This window comes from Streptomyces sp. NPDC053513 (assembly GCF_044544765.1).
Lineage (GTDB): Bacteria > Actinomycetota > Actinomycetes > Streptomycetales > Streptomycetaceae > Streptomyces > Streptomyces litmocidini.
The window spans coordinates 71,737-88,680 of record NZ_JBITXP010000006.1; the positions used below are offsets into that span (position 1 = coordinate 71,737).

Annotated in this window: 15 protein-coding genes; 9 read left to right on the plus strand and 6 right to left on the minus strand. The window is 73.9% G+C overall.

The features are described 5' to 3' along the window. Positions 1-250: 250 nt before the first annotated feature. A complete protein-coding gene (gene sph, locus ACIGW4_RS12565) occupies positions 251-1,276 on the minus strand; it encodes a sphingomyelin phosphodiesterase (protein WP_399172003.1) in 1,026 nt (341 codons plus the stop codon). Between the two features lie 125 nt (positions 1,277-1,401). Here sph and ACIGW4_RS12570 point away from each other — a divergent pair, with 125 nt between their 5' ends. Beyond that, entirely contained in the window at positions 1,402-1,890 is a 489-nt protein-coding gene (locus ACIGW4_RS12570; protein ID WP_123456295.1) for a hypothetical protein, read from the plus strand. A 96-nt stretch (positions 1,891-1,986) separates the two neighbouring features. Further along, positions 1,987-2,889: an oxygenase MpaB family protein gene (locus tag ACIGW4_RS12575; protein WP_398711626.1), complete on the plus strand. Its 903-nt coding sequence runs from the start codon at positions 1,987-1,989 to the stop codon at positions 2,887-2,889. Between the two features lie 545 nt (positions 2,890-3,434). Here ACIGW4_RS12575 and ACIGW4_RS12580 read toward each other — a convergent pair. Then, positions 3,435-4,970, minus strand: coding sequence for a M1 family metallopeptidase (locus ACIGW4_RS12580; protein ID WP_399580099.1), 1,536 nt, complete (start codon positions 4,968-4,970; stop codon positions 3,435-3,437). Positions 4,971-5,194: 224 nt separating this feature from the next. On the opposite strand from ACIGW4_RS12580, the gene ACIGW4_RS12585 reads away from it, so the two are divergent. From ACIGW4_RS12585 to ACIGW4_RS12595, 3 genes are all read left to right on the plus strand, one after another. Further along, positions 5,195-7,210 (plus strand): Xaa-Pro dipeptidyl-peptidase, encoded by a 2,016-nt coding sequence (locus ACIGW4_RS12585; protein WP_399580101.1) that lies wholly within the window; start codon positions 5,195-5,197, stop codon positions 7,208-7,210. Beyond that, positions 7,207-8,514, plus strand: a complete 1,308-nt coding sequence (locus ACIGW4_RS12590) for a M14 family metallocarboxypeptidase (RefSeq protein ID WP_399580103.1) — start codon at positions 7,207-7,209, stop codon at positions 8,512-8,514. Before ACIGW4_RS12585 ends, ACIGW4_RS12590 begins: the two co-directional genes overlap by 4 nt. A 118-nt stretch (positions 8,515-8,632) precedes the next feature. Next, positions 8,633-8,935, plus strand: a complete 303-nt coding sequence (locus tag ACIGW4_RS12595; protein WP_123456300.1) for a hypothetical protein — start codon at positions 8,633-8,635, stop codon at positions 8,933-8,935. Between the two features lie 70 nt (positions 8,936-9,005). On the opposite strand, the gene ACIGW4_RS12600 is transcribed toward ACIGW4_RS12595, so the two are convergent. Continuing rightward, entirely contained in the window at positions 9,006-9,962 is a 957-nt protein-coding gene (locus ACIGW4_RS12600; RefSeq protein WP_399580105.1) for an FAD-dependent oxidoreductase, read from the minus strand. A gap of 90 nt (positions 9,963-10,052) precedes the next feature. On the opposite strand from ACIGW4_RS12600, the gene ACIGW4_RS12605 reads away from it, so the two are divergent. From ACIGW4_RS12605 to ACIGW4_RS12620, 4 genes are read left to right on the plus strand one after another with little or no spacing between them, the layout of a single operon-like run. Further along, positions 10,053-10,502, plus strand: coding sequence for a hypothetical protein (locus tag ACIGW4_RS12605; RefSeq protein WP_123456301.1), 450 nt, complete (start codon positions 10,053-10,055; stop codon positions 10,500-10,502). 13 nt (positions 10,503-10,515) lie between these two features. Then, a complete protein-coding gene (locus tag ACIGW4_RS12610) occupies positions 10,516-12,153 on the plus strand; it encodes an ABC-F family ATP-binding cassette domain-containing protein (protein WP_123456302.1) in 1,638 nt (545 codons plus the stop codon). Between the two features lie 28 nt (positions 12,154-12,181). Then, on the plus strand, positions 12,182-12,697 hold the full coding sequence (locus ACIGW4_RS12615) for a 2-phosphosulfolactate phosphatase (protein ID WP_398709467.1): 516 nt from the start codon (positions 12,182-12,184) through the stop codon (positions 12,695-12,697). After that, positions 12,694-13,095: a hypothetical protein gene (locus ACIGW4_RS12620; protein ID WP_123456304.1), complete on the plus strand. Its 402-nt coding sequence runs from the start codon at positions 12,694-12,696 to the stop codon at positions 13,093-13,095. The genes ACIGW4_RS12615 and ACIGW4_RS12620 overlap by 4 nt, the downstream gene beginning before the upstream one ends. Positions 13,096-13,168: 73 nt before the next feature. Here ACIGW4_RS12620 and ACIGW4_RS12625 read toward each other — a convergent pair whose 3' ends face one another. The 3 genes from ACIGW4_RS12625 to ACIGW4_RS12635 all read right to left on the minus strand — a co-directional run bounded on the left by ACIGW4_RS12625 (position 13,169) and on the right by ACIGW4_RS12635 (position 16,856). Then, entirely contained in the window at positions 13,169-13,618 is a 450-nt protein-coding gene (locus tag ACIGW4_RS12625; RefSeq protein WP_123456305.1) for a DUF2690 domain-containing protein, read from the minus strand. A gap of 129 nt (positions 13,619-13,747) precedes the next feature. Next, a complete protein-coding gene (locus ACIGW4_RS12630; protein ID WP_148086913.1) occupies positions 13,748-14,203 on the minus strand; it encodes a DUF2690 domain-containing protein in 456 nt (151 codons plus the stop codon). Between the two features lie 226 nt (positions 14,204-14,429). Further along, a complete protein-coding gene (locus ACIGW4_RS12635) occupies positions 14,430-16,856 on the minus strand; it encodes a Tex family protein (protein WP_399580108.1) in 2,427 nt (808 codons plus the stop codon). Between the last annotated feature and the right edge of the window lie 88 nt (positions 16,857-16,944).

The following is a 16,944-nucleotide window of genomic DNA, read 5'->3' on the forward strand; positions in this document are numbered from 1 at the left end:
CCCCGGCCGGCCCGCGCCCGCCCCCGCGCCGGGCCCGGCGGCGGCCCGCCCGGGGCCCCCCGGGCGCGCCCCGCGCCCGCGCCCCGCCCCCCCCCCCCCCCCCCCCCCCCCCCCCCCCCCCCCCGCCGCCCCCGCGGGGAGCGGCACACCAGCCCCGGTTCCTGGTTCGTCCTGCTCTGCGTCGTCGCGGTGCTCGGCGCCTGGCTGTACAGCCTCTTCGGGCGGTACCCCTACTGAGGTGCCGCCCCGGTCAGAAGGCGGTGACGGGGTAGTGGTCGGAAAGGTTGGTGTAGGTGTACTGCGTGCCCCAGCTGGAGACCGTCCACGGCGCGCTCTGCTCCAGGACCACGTTGTTGGTCCAGCCCGCGGGGCGGGCGTTCCCGGCCCGGTAGAGGACGTAGTCGAGGTCCTCGCGCGGGTCGGTGGGGTAGCGGTAGGAGGCGATCGAGTTCAGCTGGGTGTCGAAGGAGTACGGGTGGCCGGTGCGGGCGTCGGCCGCCACCAGGCCCGCGTCCGCGAGCATCGTGCCGTACTCGGGCGTGTGCGAGTCGACGTTCATGTCGCCCGCCACGACGACCTGCTCGTTCGCCGGGATGTTCTTGGCGTCGAGGAAGGCGTCGATCGTCTTGAACTGCCGGCTGCGCATCTGCGCCGCCTCGCCCGCCGAGCAGCCCGGGTCGGTCGACTGCGCGTGCGTGCCGACGACGTGGACGAGGCTGCCGTTCACGTTCAGGACGGTGTAGGCGAAGCCCTTGTTCGAGTACCAGTCGGCGCCGCAGGCGTCCTTGTAGACGTACTGCTCCTTGCGGACGATCGGCCACTTGCTGAGGATCGTCACCCCGCCGTCCTCGGGCGTGGTCGAGGAGTAGGCCCCGCCGGTGGCGTCCCAGCCGGTCTTGCCGCGGCCGACGACGGGGGTCTGGTACGGGTACTGCGCGGCGGCGTTCGCCTTGAGGGCGTCCGAGGCGGAGTTGTCGAAGGCCTCCTGGAGTACGACGACGTCCTGCCCCTGGAAGAAGGGCGCGGCGGGGATCGCCTTGGCCCGGTGGTCCTGCCCCCAGTTCGGGTACAGGGTCTTGGAGAACAGGAAGGTGTTGTAGGTGAGCACCTTCAGCCGGGGTGCCTCGGTGGAGGCGGCGGTCGCGGCCGGGGCGGCCGTCACCAGGGTGGCGGCGGCGAGCGCGAGCGAAAGGGCGGCGCCGGGGGCGCGGCGGAGCGCGGCGAACGACACGTGAACTCCCATGAGTACGTGGGGGGTTGGACTGGCGCCGCACATACAATCAGCCGGGGTTACCTTCCGGTAGCCTTTGGATGCCGGGAATCTTGCCGAGCCTGCAAGATCACGCCAACTCTCGCCCGAGTGCCCGATTTGGTGTGTTTTGGAGCAGGTAGAATGCGCGCATGACCCTCGCGACGAACTCCACTGTCTTCAAGATGGACCTCGGTCCGCTCAACCCCGTCTGGGCCGAGCTCATCCTCGGTCTGGTGTTGTTCGGGCTCACCTTCCTGATCCTGGCGAAGGGCATCCTTCCGAAGATCAAGCGCACCCTCGACGAGCGCGACGACGCCATCGAGGGCGGCACCGGCCGCGCCGACGACCTGCGCGCCGAGGCCGCCGCGATCCGCGAGCAGTACGAGGCGGAGCTCGCCGAGGCCCGCCACGAGGCCGCCCGCATCCGCTCCCAGGCCACCGAGGAGGGCTCGGCCGCCATCGCCGCGGCCCGCGCCGAGGGCCAGGCCGAGCGCGACGCGATCCTCGCCGCCGGCTCCGCCAAGATCGCCGAGGAGCGCGCCGCCGCCGAGCGCGAGCTCAACGCCGACGTCGAAGCCTGGGCCCACGCCCTCGCCGCCCGCATCGTCGGCGAGCCGGTCGGCGCCGACCGCGCCTGATCCCGCACTCCCCCGAAGGGGCCGTCACCAGGGCCGCAGCGCCCGCGTGACGGCCCCTTCGTCATGGGTGCAGTCTGGACACGTGAGGAGAAGGCCATGGACCGTGTGAAGCCGCTCGACGACCGCGCGAAGCCGCTCGACCGCGCCCCGGCCGGTCACGACCCCGTGCCGCCGCCCGTCGGCGGAGTGCTGTGGAGCGTCGCGGGGGACGTCCGGGCGCTCCTGATGCTGCCCGCCGCCCTCACCCTGCAGGTCGCCCACCCCGCGATCGGCGCCGGCGTCGACGACCACTCCGTCTTCCGCACCGACCCCTGGGGCCGCGGGGAACGGTCCCTGCGCTCGCTCCAGCTGTGGATCTACGGTGGCGAGGAGGCCGCCCGGGAGGGCCGCCGGCTCCGGGAGCTGCACCGGACCATCCAGGGCACCGACGCCCACGGCCGCCGCTACCACGCCCTCACCCCGGCCTACTACTCCTGGGTGCACGCGACCGGCTTCCCGATCTACCGGCACGGCCTCCGCCTCCTCGCCCGCCCCCTCACCGAGGCGCAGGAGCGGCAGCTCTACGCCGAGTGGCTCCGGGTCGGCCGGGTCCTCGGCATCCACGACCGGGACATGCCCCGGACGATCGAGGACTTCTGGCCGTACTACCGGAAGGTCCTCGCCGAGGAGATCGAGGCCACCACCGTCGTACGGGAGCTGCTCGACACCGACGCGCCGGTGCCCGCCCCGGACCGGGGCCCGCTGCCGCTGCGGCTCGCCCTCCGTCTCCTGTGGCCCGTCCTCCGCCGCCCCTTCCTGAGGCTGCGGGCCTTCCTCACCGTCGGCCTGATGCCGCCGGACGCCCGGGAGGCCATCGGCCTGGAGTGGACGGACGCGCAGGAGCGCACCCTGCGCCGGTTCGCCCGGGTCGTCCGGGCCGTGGTCCCCGTCCTGCCCGAGCGGCTGCGCTATCTGCCCCTGGCCCGGAAGGCCCGCGCGGCCGCCCGCGCCCAGTCCTAGCACCCACGCCCCGCCCCGTTGCGAGCGCGCCGACCGGTGCGGCGCCCACCCTGTTGCGGGCGCGCGCCCGCAGGGGCGGTGCCCACCCCGCGCCCCCCCCGTTGCGGGGGCGCCCGCCGGTGCGGTGCCCCCGCCGTTGTGGGCAGTCCCCGCGGGGCGGTGCCCACCCCCGCGCCCCCCGTTGTGGGCAGTCGTTCCGCTGGGGCGGAACGGGTGGGCACAACAGACCCGCGCCCTGCCGGCGTCAGAGGCTGTGGTGCCTGAACCCGCACCCCTAGGTGCGCCGCGCACGGGGTGCGGGTCCAGGCGCGGAACGCGGAGGCGCCGCTAAGGGCGCCGTCCCGTGTGCCCACCCGTCCCGCCCCAGCGGGACGATTGCCCACACGGGCAGCGGGGAGCCGCCCCCCAGGGCGGGCGCCCACACGGGCAGGGGCCGCCCGCCAGGGCGCGGGTCCCGCGCGGGCGGGGCCTCGTCCCGTCGTGGGGGCGCCGCGCGGGGGCGGGCCGGGGCGCAGCGAAGCCTTTCGGCCCGGCCCGCGGCCGGATCAGTGCCCGGCGTGGCCCTCGTGGATCGTGTTCGTCTCCGCGATCTTCTTCCACGACTTCGGCTGCGCGGGCCTCGCCGGCTTCGCGACGGAGCGGGCCGACGGCGCCGCCGCCGCGGCGGCCTGCCCGGCCGGGGCCGCCGCCGGAGCGGCCGGCTTCGACGGCTGGTAGAGCCAGGTGTCGAAGAGCGCGGCCAGCGGCTTGCCGGAGACGCGCTCCGCGTACCGCACGAAGTCCGAGACGTGCGCGTTGCCGTACGCGTGCTCCTGCGGCCAGCCCTTCAGGATCGCGAAGAAGTCCTCGTCGCCGACCTCGTTGCGCAGCGCCTGGAGCGCCAGCGCGCCCCGGTCGTACACGGCGCCGTGGAACTGGTTCTCGGCGCCCGGGTCGCCCGGCTTCACCGTCCAGAACGGGTCGTCGGCCGCCCGGGTGGCGTACACGTAGTCCGCCAGCTCCTGGGCCGTGCCCTCGCCCTCCTTCTCCGACCACAGCCACTGGCTGTAGCGGGCGAAGCCCTCGTTGATCCAGATGTCCTTCCAGTCGGCCACGGACACGCTGTCGCCGTACCACTGGTGCGCCAGCTCGTGGACGACCACCGACACGTTCGATCCGTTGGCGAACTGGCGCGGGCTGTAGAAGGGACGGGTCTGCGTCTCCAGGGCGAAGCCGCTGGTCACGTTCGGCACGTAGCCGCCCAGGGAGTTGAAGGGGTACGGCCCGAAGACCGACTCCAGCCACTCCGCCACCTCGGTCGTGCGCTCGATCGAGGCGCGCGCCGCGCCCGCGTTGTCGCCGAGGTCCTTGCTGTACGCGTTGAGGACGGGCAGCCCGTTCGCCGTCCTGTCCGTCGTGATGTCGAACCTGCCGACGGCCAGCGTCGCCAGGTACGTCGCCTGCGGCTTGTTGGAGCGCCAGTTGAAGCGGGTCCAGCCGAGCCGCGAGGACTGCGACTGCAGCACGCCGTTGCTGATGGCCTGGTGGCCGTCCGGCACCAGGACCGACACGTCGAAGGTGGCCTTGTCCAGCGGGTGGTCGTTGGACGGGAACCACCAGACGGCCGAGTCGGGCTCCTGCGCGGCCACGCCGCCGTCGGGGGTACGGGCCCAGGCCGACCAGCCGTCGATCTTGAACTCGGAGGGCTTGCCCGCGTAGCGGACGACCACCGAGATCGGCGTGCCCTTCGCCAGCGGGGACGCCGGGGTGACCTCCAGCTCGTGGTCGCCCGACGTGGCGAACTTCGCCGGGCGGCCGTTCACCCGGATCTCACTGACCTTCAGACCGAGGTCCAGGTTGAATCGGGACAGGTCCTGCTTGGTGGTGGCGAGGATCGTCGCCGTCCCCTCCAGGAGGTCCGTCGCCGGCTGGTACTTCAGCCGCAGGTCGTAGTGGGAGACGTCGTAACCGCCGTTGCCGCTGGCGGGGTAGTAGGAGTCGCCGATGCCCGGGGCGCCCGGGGCGAAGGAGGCCGCCGATGCCGGGATCGCCAGCAGCAGGGAGGCCGCGAGGGCGCTCGGAACGATGAGTCTGCGGTGCACAGGTGCTCCCCAAGTCATAAGAAACGTAAGACGCGCGGGTGGTCGTCGGTCCTTAGTTCGACCTTATTCAGCCCTCCGACGCACCGTCACGTCCAGAGGACCTCCCGTCACACGATCGCCATTCGGCCGACATGAACCCGTCCGTCACCGGAATGCCCCCGAATCCCCCCTGATTCCCTACGGCACTCTTTTGCCCGGGAGTTGACCGGGGTACGTTCCGGCGCATGCCGATGCGAAAGCGGAGAACCCGCGGAGCCCGACTGACGTACGGAACCCTCGTGTCCGCGGCCACGGCCGCCCTGTTCGCCACCCTGGTCACCCCCGCCGGAGCCCGGCCGGAACCGGTGTCGTCCTTCCCGCGCGAGTCCCGGCCCGTCCACTCGTACGCCGACGCCGTCCGCGAGTCCGTCTGGGTGGACACCGGCCTCGACGGCGACGGCGACGGGCGAGCCGACCGGGTGGCCGTCGACATCGTGCGGCCCCGCGAGCCCGCGGCGGCCGGCCGGAAGGTCCCGGTCATCATGGACGCCAGCCCGTACTACTCCTGCTGCGGGCGCGGCAACGAGGGCCAGAAGAAGACCTACGACGCCGACGGCAACCCCGTCCAGCTCCCGCTCTTCTACGACAACTACTTCGTCCCCCGCGGCTACGCCTTCGTCGCCGTCGACCTCGCCGGCACCAACCGCTCCGACGGCTGCGACGACGTCGGCGGACGCTCCGACGTCCAGTCCGCGAAGGCCGTCGTCGACTGGCTGAACGGCCGCGCCCGCGGCTACACCTCCCGCACCGGCGGAACCCCGGCCCGCGCCACCGCCTGGAGCACCGGGAACGTCGGCATGATCGGCAAGAGCTGGGACGGCACCATCGCCAACGGCGTCGCCGCCACCGGCGTCGAAGGGCTGAAAACGATCGTTCCGATCGCCGCGATCTCCTCCTGGTACGACTACTTCCACTCACAGGGCGCGCCGCTCTACGACGCCAACCCGAGCTGGCTCTCCGATTACGTGGACAGCCCCGAGGCGCAGGGCCGCTGCGGCGCCGTCCAGGACCGGGTCACCGCGGGCACCCCCTACAGCGGCGACTGGACCCCGGCCTGGACCGAGCGCGACTACGTGAAGGACGCCGGCAAGGTCAGGGCCAGCGTCTTCGTCGTCCACGGACAGCAGGACCTCAACGTCCGCACCGGCCACTTCGGCCGGTGGTGGGACGCGCTCGCCGCCCAGGGAGTCGAGCGGAAGATCTGGCTCTCCCAGACCGGACACGTCGACCCCTTCGACTTCCGGCGCGCCGACTGGGTCCGCACCCTGCACCGCTGGTTCGACCACTACCTCCTCGGCTACGACAACGGCGTCGACCGCGAACCCGTCGCGGACGTCGAGCGGGCGCCGGACGTCTGGGCCACCGACCGGCAGTGGCCGGCGCGCGCCGCGACGACCACCACCCTGCGCCCCGCCCCCGGCGCCGCCTCCGGACCGGGCGTCCTCGGCCGCGCGCCCGCCGCCCCCGGCTCCACCGCGACCTTCACCGACGACCCCGCCCTGGGCGAACTGGACTGGGCCGCCCGGATCGACGGCGCGACCCCCGAGAAGGCCGGGTTCGTCACCCGTCCGCTCTCCCGGGACCTGCGGATCTCCGGCTCCTCGAAGGTGACGGTCACCGCGACCCCGACCACCTCCACCGCGCACCTCTCCGCCGTCCTCGTCGACCTCGGCCCCGACACCATCCGGGACTACGCGGCGGACGGCGAGGGCATCACCACCCTCACCGACCGCACCTGCTGGGGCGCGAGCACACCCGGCGACAGCGCCTGCTTCAAGGAGACCGCGGCCCGGACGGCGGACGTGGCGTACACGGTCGTCAGCCGGGGCTGGGCCGACCTCGGCACCTGGGCCGACCCGCGCCGGGAACGCCCGCTGACCCCCGGAAGGGCGTACACCCTCACCCTGGACCTCGCCCCGACCGACCACGTCGTCCCGGCCGGCCACCGGCTCGCCCTGATCGTCGGCGGCACGGACAAGGACCTCCTCGACCCTCCGTCGACCACCCCGACCCTCACCCTCGACCTCGCCCGCACCTGGGCGAAGCTGCCCCTCGTCGGCGGCGCCGGGGCGTTCGAGCGGGCGACGACCGGAGCGGCCCCGGCCGTGCCCTCGCCCACGACGGGCCCGTCCCTGAGCGGTCCCGTCCCGCCGGCCGCCGTCACCGGGCCGCGGCTGCCCGGCCCGGGAGCGGCCCGATGAACTCTCTCACCAGACACCGGAGTTCCCGGCGGACGTTCGCCCTCGTCGTGGGGGCCGCCGTCCTCGCCCTGCCGCTCGTCACCGTCCCCGCCAAGGCGGCGGACAGCGCGCCCGCGCGGGCCCTGCCGCGCACCGGCTTCGAGGAGAGCCGGGGAGCCCGGTGGACGACCGGGGCGGAGGAGGGCGAGTTCCTCGCGGCGGTCGACCGGGGGAGCGACCGGGTGTCGCTGCGCGAGATCGGCACCACCGGCCAGGGCCGTCCGCTGCGGCTCGCCGCCCTCGGCACCGGCGGCACGACCGTGCTGCTCGTCTGCAGCCAGCACGGCGACGAGCCGGCGGGCCGGGAGGCCTGTCTGAGCACGGTGCGCGACCTCGCGTACGCCCGGGACCCGGAGACCCGGCGGTTCCTCGCCCGCACCACCCTCCTCGTCGTCCCCACCGCCAACCCCGACGGCCGGGAGGCCGACACCCGGGGCAACGGCGACGGGATCGACGTCAACCGCGACCACCTCGCCCTGCGGACCGCCGAGGCGCGCGCGATCGCCGCCGTCGTCCGCGACCGGAAGCCCGCTCTCGTGTACGACCTCCACGAGTACGGCGCCACCCCCCGCTACTACGACAAGGACCTGCTCGCCCTCTGGCTCCGCAACCTCGACACCGACCCGCGCGTCCACGACGAGTCCCGGACGCTCTCGGAGTCCTACGTCCGGCCCGCCGCCGGGCTCGCCGGTTACAGCAGCGGCATCTACGGCATCTGGACCGACCCCCTCACCGGCGAGCCGGTCAAGCAGGTGGCCGGTGACGGCCAGGAGCGGATCCTGCGCAACACGGCCGGCGTCAAGCACTCCGCCGGGCTGCTCGTCGAGACCCGGGTGGACGCCCTCGACCAGGCGGAGAAGGACGATCCGGCCCTCAACCACCGGCGTCGCGTCGCCACCCAGCACGCCGCGCTGAAGGGGGCCTTCGCCTATCTCGACGAGCGGCGCGGGCCCCTCACGGCGGCCACCGTCCTCGCCCGGCACGCCGGCTTCGCCGACCGGGGCCCGGTCTACCTCGGCGGCGCCGACAACGACCCGGCCGAGCCGGGGGAGATCCTCGCCGACCCGCCCTGCGGCTACCGCCTGGACGCCGCCCAGTACGCCGAGGCCGGCGACGAACTCGCCCTGCACGGCGTGACCGTACGACCGGAGGGCGCCGGGGCGTTCGTGCCGCTGCGCCAGTCGCAGCGCGCGCTCGTCCCGCTGCTGCTGGACGCGCGGGCGACCTATCACCTCGTCAGTGGGAGTCCTGTGGAGAGCTGTTGACGATCGGGTGCCCCCGGCCGGGCGTGGCGTGATTCCGATGTTTGCCGAGGTAAAGTTACCTGCTGGTACTGACCATGCCTCGAACGGGCCCTCATGGCCCCGAAGTTGGAGAACCATCATGCGCCACACCAAGCCCGCGCGCCGTACCCTGACGGCCCTGCTCGCCACGACGCTGCTCGCCGGGGGCGTGCTGCTCGGGCAGACGGCGACCGCCGAGCCGGCCGCCGCCAAGACCGTCACCTGCAACGTCAAGGCGCTGCGGGCGGAAGCCCACCGGGAGCGCGACCGGGCCGCCCGGCTCAAGAGGGACGGCGCCCCGGCCGAGGCCCGCAAGGCCCTCGCCCACGCCGACGCCCTGGAGCGCCGCGCCAAGCAGTGCGCCGACGCGGACAACAACAGCAGGCCGCCGCTCTGGAAGTAGGCGGCGGTACGTCGCGCGGGGCGGTTGCCATCCGAAAGGACGGCAACCGCCCCGCGGTCGTTCCGGTCGTTCAGCCGGCGACCAGGTCCGCCGCCGCCTCCGCACAGCCCCAGGCCACCGTCACCCCCGCGCCGCCGTGGCCGTAGTGGTGGACGAGCCGCCCGCCGCCCGGCAGCGGCACCGCCTCGATCCGCACCCCGCCCGTCCGCGCGGGCCGCAGCCCCACCCGGTGCCCGAGGATCCGGGCCCCCGCGATCTCCGGCCGCACCCGCGCGCACCGCGCCACGATCGCCGCCGCCGTCGCCGGATCCGGGACGAGCCGCTCGTCGTCCTCCTCCGCCGTCCCGCCGAGCACCAGACGGTCGGCATGGGGGAAGTAGTACGTGGTCTCGCCCGCCGACTCGTCCGCGGCCGTGAACCACTCCTCGATCCCCGGGTTCTCCACCAGCACCAACTGCCCCCGCACCGGCCGCACTCCGGGATCCGGTACGAGCTCCCGCGCCGCGAGCCCCGTGCAGTCGACCACCACCGGGGCCAGCGCCGCCGCCTCGTCGAAGCCGGCGACCCCGCGCTCCTCGAAGACCCCGCCCATCGCCTCGAACCGGCCGCGCAGGAAGGCCAGGTGGACCGGCATGTCGATCAGCGGCAGACGCGCCGCGAGCCCCGTCCGGTACGGCCCCGGAACCTCCTCCGGCGCCAACTGCCGCAGCCCCGCGACCTCCCCGGCCCACGGACCGAGCCCGTCGAGGACCGTGCCCGCGTGGACCCCGGACACCCACCGGACCCCGCTGCGCCCCGGATCGACGGCCAACTCCTCGTACACCCGCAGGGAGGCGAGCGCCCAGGCCCCGACCTCGGCCGCCGGCTCGATCCGGTACGGCCACCACAGGGCGCCCGCCACCGCCGAGGTCGTTCCCGTCACGGGGTCCCGGGACCATATCCGTACCCGGAGACCCCGTTCCGCCAGCCTCGTCGCCGTCGTCAGACCGACGACCCCGCCTCCCACCACGATCACGTCGCTCCTCATGACCGGACCGTACCGGGAACGGCCCGGACCGTACCGGGACCGGGACATTTCCGGGACGGCGCGGCCACGGAAGGGCGGAAGACTCGAGTCATGCCGGTCCCGCACACGTCTCTCGACCTCGTCCCCGCCGCCCCCTCGGACGGCGACCCCCGCCACCACGACTTCCTCGTCGACGGCAGGCCGCTGCTCCACCGGCTCGACGAGAACGACGGCCACGACGCCGTCTCGCCCCTCGCGGCGGACCTCCCGCCCACCGTCCGCGCCGAGCACGCCCACCGCCTCCTCCTGGCCGACGGCACCCGTCAGGTGATCCACTCCTGCCCCGACTGCGAGGACCCCGGCTGCGGCGCGGTCACCGCCGTCGTCGCCCGCGAGGGCGGGGACGTCGTCTGGCGCGACTTCGCCTGGCAGACCGGCACCGCCGCCGACCCCGTGCGCGAGGGCTACCCCGGTGTGGGGCCGTACCGCTTCCACGGCGCGACCTACCGGTCCGTACTGCTCCGGCTCCTCGAATCCTCGGCGTGTCTCCGCGTCGCCTAGGATTCGTTCCCTGATGACTGCAACCCTCGTCGCCAAGGACCTCGCCGCCGGCCACGGCGAACGCACCCTCTTCGCCGGGCTCGACCTAGTCGTCGCCCCCGGTGACGTCATCGGCCTCGTCGGCGTCAACGGCGCCGGCAAGTCGACCCTGCTGCGGCTGCTCGCCGGGCTCGACACCCCGGAGGAGGGCGAGCTGCGGCTCTCCCCGCCCACCGCCGCCGTCGGCCACCTCCCGCAGGAGCCCGAGCGGCGCGCGGGGGAGACCGTGCGGGAGTTCCTCGCCCGCCGCACCGGCGTCGCCGCGGCCCAGGCCGCCATGGACGAGGCCACCCAGGGCCTCGTCGACGGCACGCCCGGCGCGGACGACGCGTACGCCGTCACCCTGGAGCGCTGGCTGAACCTCGGCGGCGCGGACCTCGACGAGCGCGCCGAGGAGGTCGCCGACTCCCTCGGCCTCACCGTCGGCCTCGACCAGCCGATGACGGCCCTCTCCGGCGGCCAGGCCGCCCGCGCCGGCCTCGCCTCGCTGCTGCTCTCGCGCTACGACGTCTTCCTGCTCGACGAGCCCACCAACGACCTCGACCTCGAAGGCCTGGAGCGCCTGGAGTCCTTCGTGAAGGGGCTGCGCGCCGGGACGGTCGTCGTCAGCCACGACCGCGAGTTCCTCACCCGCACCGTCACCAAGGTCCTCGAACTCGACCTCGCCCAGCAGCAGATCACCCTGTACGGCGGCGGTTACGAGGCGTACCTGGAGGAGCGGGACACCGCCCGGCGCCACGCGCGCGAGGAGTACGAGGAGTACGCCGACAAGAAGGCCGCCCTCGAAGGGCGCGCCCTCATGCAGCGCAACTGGATGGACAAGGGCGTCCGCAACGCCCGCCGCAAGGCCTCCGACAACGACAAGATCGGCCGGAAGCTGCGCGGCGAGGCCAGCGAGAAGCAGGCGGCGAAGGCCCGGCAGACCCAGCGCATGATCGAGCGCCTCGACGTGGTCGAGGAGCCCCGCAAGGAGTGGGAGCTGCGCATGGAGATCGCCGCCGCGCCCCGCTCCGGCTCGGTCGTCGCGACCCTGCGCGAGGCCGAGGTCCGCCGCGGGGACTTCGCCTTCGGGCCCGTCACCCTCCAGATCGACTGGGCCGACCGGGTCGCCGTCACCGGCGCCAACGGCGCCGGGAAGTCGACCCTGCTCGCCGCCCTCCTCGGCCGCCTCCCGCTGGACTCCGGCGACGCGGTCCTCGGCTCGGGCGTCGTCGTCGGCGAGGTCGACCAGGCCCGGAAGCTCTTCCACGGCACGGAGACGCTCCTGGAGGCCTTCTGCGCGGCCGTGCCCGACACCGAGCCCGCCGAGGTCCGCACGCTGCTCGCCAAGTTCGGCCTCAAGGCCGTCCACGTGCTGCGGCCCGCCACCACGCTCTCCCCGGGCGAGCGGACGCGCGCCGCGCTCGCCCTGCTCCAGGGCCGGGGAGTGAACCTCCTCGTCCTCGACGAGCCGACCAACCACCTGGACCTGCCGGCCATCGAGCAGCTGGAGTCCGCCCTGGACTCGTACACCGGCACGCTGCTGCTCGTCACCCACGACCGGCGCATGCTCGACGCGGTCCGCACCACCCGCCGCATCGAGGTCGCCGACGGCAAGGTGACCGAGCTCTGATGCCGGTTCCGCGTCCACGGCGCCCGCGGTGACCGTCTCCTTCGGCCGGGGTCCCGTGGCGGCGCGAGTCCTCGCCGCCGCCCGTGGGGGCGTCGTCGACGTGCTCTCCTCGAACGGCTCCACCGTCGCCGCCCGGGCCGCCTCCGGCGGCGCGACCGTCGTCGCGGGCTCCCCGCGCGACCACTCGGCCGGGGCGAGGCGGCTGCGCGACCGGGGGGACGGCACGGCGGACCGCCCGCTCGCCGTCACCGCGTCGGGCGAGCGGCGGCCCGACGGCTCGCCGCGCCCGGCCCCGGAGGACCTGCCGGGCGCCGGAGCGCTGCTCTCCGCCCTCCGGGGCACGCACACCCTGACCCCGGAGGCGACCGCGGCGGCCACGCTGCGGGACGCGACCGAGGACCCGGTCGCCGCCTTGCACGGCTGCGACTCGGGCCGTGAACTGTACGAGTACGGCTTTCCGCAGGACGTGGCCGTGGCCGCCGGGCTCGACCGCTCGACGACTGTCCCCGTCCTGGTGGAGGGCGCTTTCCAGGAGGCACGATGACCGACCTACTGACCCGGCTGACCGAGATGCTGGACGATCTGGACGCGGACGTGGACGAGACGATCGACCTCGCCGACGAGATCGCCGCCTCGGGCGACGCCGGTCTCCTGCCGCGCCTCCAGGCGGAGCTGGACCGGGCCCTCGCCGAGCGGAACGCCTACGCGCGGGAGCTCCTCGGCGGTGTTCTCGCCGCCCTCGGCGGCCCGGACGTCCTCCCCGCCCTCGTCCGGGCCTCCGCCGTCGACCTCGGGGACGACCAGGACGGCCTGGCCGCCGAGATCGTCGACCTGGTCCAGGCGGACCCGAAGGAGGCCCGTCGCCTCCTGCAGCCGATGACCGGGGACGAGGACCTCTCGGTCGCGAACCGCGCCGACTGGGCGCTGCGCTTCCTGCCGTAGCCCGCGGGGACGCGAAGAGGCCACGGCCCGGTGGGCCGTGGCCTCGCCGCACGAGGACGCGGGGGTCGGCGGTCTACCAGTAGGTGCTGCAGGTGACGTCGCCCGTGCCGGTGTCCTTCAGGCACACGCGGTAGTAGTAGCCGCTGCCGCCGAGCATGTTGGACCAGTCGGAGCCCGGGTCCGGGATCTTGACCGAGAGGCTGCGGACGAGCGGGCCGGCGTAGCCGTTGTGCTTCTCGATGTAGCCGAGGTGGTCCCACCAGTTGTCGGGGCCGTACGGGTCGGTCACGCGGACCCAGGCGGCCTGGCACTTGGGCGACCACCGCAGCTCGGCCTTGTCGATGCCATCGGAGACGGAGGCCTTGGTGACGGCGTCGCCGTCACAGGCCTGCGAGACCGGTCCGAGGTTGTCGCAGCCCGCGCCGGTGCAGCCGGCGGCGTACGAGGTGCCCGCGAGCGGGACCAGGGCCATGGTCATCGCGGCGGCGGAAACGCCCGCCACCTTCGCGATCATGCGCTTCATGGTGTGTTGCTTCCTTCTGGTGCGGGAGCTTCTCGCGGCCTCTGTGGAGGTCGCGGTCGATCTTGATTGCCTGTTCTGTCCGCGTCAACAGGTGAAACGGACCGTCCCGTTCACGCGGGGTCGGCGGGTCTACCAGAAGGGGGTGCAGTCCACCGCGTCCGTGGCGGCGGGGGCGCTGATGCAGGCGCGGTAGTAGTTGCCGCTGCCGCCCAGCATGTTGGTCCAGTCCGTGCCCGGGTTGGGGAACGTCACCTGGAGGCTGCGCTGGAAGCCGGTGCCGTAGCCCGACCACTTCTCGATGACGCCGTACCGCTCGTACCACTGCTCACCGGTGGCGGTGACCCGGGCCCAGGCCGCCTGACAGGTGGGGGACCAGCGCAGCTCGATCCTGAGGCCGGAGTGGGTGCGGGAGGTCGCGCTGCCCTTGGTGACGGCGTCGCCGTCGCAGCCCATGGAGACGGGGCCGCGGTTGTCGCAGCCCGCGCCGCTGCAGCCGGCGGCGTACGAGGTGCCCGCGAGCGGGACGAGGGCCATGGTCATCGCGGCGGCGGAAACGCCCGCCACCTTCGCGATCATGCGCTTCATGGGTGGAACGACCTCCAGGAGCAGGAACACCGTGCGCCTCCCCCGTGGAGGCCGAGGACGATCATGATCGTTTGTTCTGGCTGCGTCAACGGATAAAACAGGCCGCCCCGGCGCGGTGCCCGGATCGAGCCGGGTCGATCCGGGCCGTCCCCGCGCCCCCCCTGTCGTCGGGGAGCGCGCGGACGAACTCGGACCGTCTGCCGGAAAGCACGTCCGGCCCGTGCGTCTACCGGCGCTTGCCGCCGCCCTCGCCGAGCAGGCCGGCCTTGCGGAGGGCGTCCGCCATCGCGCTGTTCGCGGGCGCGGGCGCCGCCGAGCGGTCCCGGCCGCCCCGCTCCCCGCGGTCGCCCCGGTTTCCGCCCTCGGCCCGGCGGCCACCGCCCTGACGCTGCTGCGGCGGCCGGCCGGAACGCTCGCCCCGGTCCCCGCGCTCGCCCCGCTCGCCGCGGTCGCGCCTGGGCGCGCCGCCCTGGCCGCCCGCGCCCGGCTCGTCGTCCAGCCGCAGCGTCAGCGAGATCCGCTTGCGCGGGATGTCCACGTCCACGACCTTCACCTTGACCACGTCGCCGGGCTTCACCACGTCGCGCGGGTCCTTGACGAAGGTCTTCGACATCGCCGACACGTGCACCAGGCCGTCCTGGTGCACACCGACGTCCACGAACGCGCCGAACGCGGCCACGTTGGTGACGACGCCCTCCAGGACCATCCCGGACGCCAGGTCGCCGATCTTCTCGACGCCCTCCCTGAAGGTGGCCGTGCGGAACGCCGGACGGGGGTCGCGGCCCGGCTTCTCCAGCTCGCGCAGGATGTCCGTCACCGTCGGCAGACCGAAGGTCTCGTCGACGAAGTCGTCGGCCCGCAGCGAGCGCAGCGTGCCCGTGTCGCCGATCAGCGCCGCGACCTCGCCGCCGGTCTTCTTCGCCATCCGGCGCACCACCGGGTACGCCTCCGGGTGCACCGCCGAGGCGTCGAGCGGGTCGTCGCCGCCCCGGATGCGCAGGAAGCCCGCGCACTGCTCGTACGCCTTCGGGCCGAGCCTGGCCACGTCCTTGAGCGCCTTGCGGGAACGGAAGGGGCCGTTGGCGTCCCGGTGCGCGACGATGTTCTCCGCGAGGCCGGAGCTGATGCCCGAGACCCGCGAGAGCAGCGGCGCCGAAGCGGTGTTGACGTCCACGCCGACGCCGTTCACGCAGTCCTCGACCACCGCGTCGAGCGAACGCGACAGCTTCACCTCGGCCAGGTCGTGCTGGTACTGGCCGACACCGATGGACTTCGGGTCGATCTTCACCAGCTCCGCGAGCGGGTCCTGGAGCCGCCGGGCGATGGAGACGGCGCCGCGCAACGACACGTCCAGGTCCGGGAGTTCCTGCGAGGCGAAGGCGGAGGCCGAGTAGACCGAGGCGCCGGCCTCCGAGACCATCACCTTGGTCAGCTTCAACTCGGGGTGCTTGGCGAGGAGTTCGGCCGCCAGCTTGTCGGTCTCGCGGGAGGCCGTGCCGTTGCCGATCGCGATCAGCTCGACCGCGTGCTCCTTCGCCAGGCGCGCCAGCTTCTCCAGCGCCTGGTCCCACTTGTTGGCGGGGACGTGCGGGTAGATCGTGTCGGTGGCGACGACCTTGCCGGTCGCGTCGACGACGGCGACCTTCACGCCCGTGCGGAAACCGGGGTCGAGCCCCAGCGTCGCTCGGGTGCCGGCCGGCGCGGCGAGCAGCAGGTCCCGCAGGTTCGCCGCGAAGACCCGGACCGCCTCGTCCTCGGCCGCGGTGCGCAGCCGCAGCCGCAGGTCGATCCCGAGGTGCACCAGGATGCGGGTGCGCCAGGCCCAGCGGACCGTGTCCTGGAGCCACTTGTCCCCGGGACGGCCGCGGTCGGCGACGCCGAAGCGGTGCGCGACGATCCCCTCGTACGAGGAAGGTCCCTCGGTGGGCTCCTCCGGTTCGAGGTCCAGGCTGAGGACGTCCTCCTTCTCGCCGCGCAGCATGGCGAGCACGCGGTGCGAGGGCAGCGCCGTGAAGGGCTCGGCGAAGTCGAAGTAGTCGGCGAACTTCGCTCCCGCCTCCTCCTGCCCCTCGCGGACCTTCGCCACGAGCCGCCCGCGGCCCCACATGCGCTCGCGCAGCTCGCCGATGAGGTCGGCGTCCTCGGAGAACTTCTCGGCGAGGATCGCCCGCGCGCCCTCCAGGGCCGCGGCGGCGTCCGCGACGCCCTTGCCGGCGTCCACGAAGGCCGCGGCGGCGGCCGCCGGCTCGACGGACGGGTCGGCGAGCAGCCCCTCGGCCAGCGGTTCGAGCCCGGCCTCGCGGGCGATCTGGGCCTTCGTCCGGCGCTTCGGCTTGAAGGGCAGGTAGATGTCCTCCAGGCGCGCCTTGGTGTCGGCCGCCCGGATGCTCGCCTCCAGCTCGGCCGTCAGCTTGCCCTGCTCGCGCACCGAGTCGAGGATCGCCGACCGGCGGTCCTCCAGCTCGCGGAGATAGCGCAGCCGCTCCTCCAGGGTGCGCAGCTGCGCGTCGTCGAGCATCTCGGTCGCTTCCTTGCGGTAGCGCGCGATGAACGGCACGGTCGAACCGCCGTCGAGGAGCTCGACGGCTGCCTTCACCTGTCGCTCGCGTACGCCGAGCTCCTCGGCGATCCTTGCTTCGATGGACGTCGTCACGGTGTCCCGACTCGCCTTCTCGTGCCTCAAGCTTGCGAGTGCATTCTGCCGGGTCGGTCACCCGTATGCGGCAACCGACCCGTCCCGC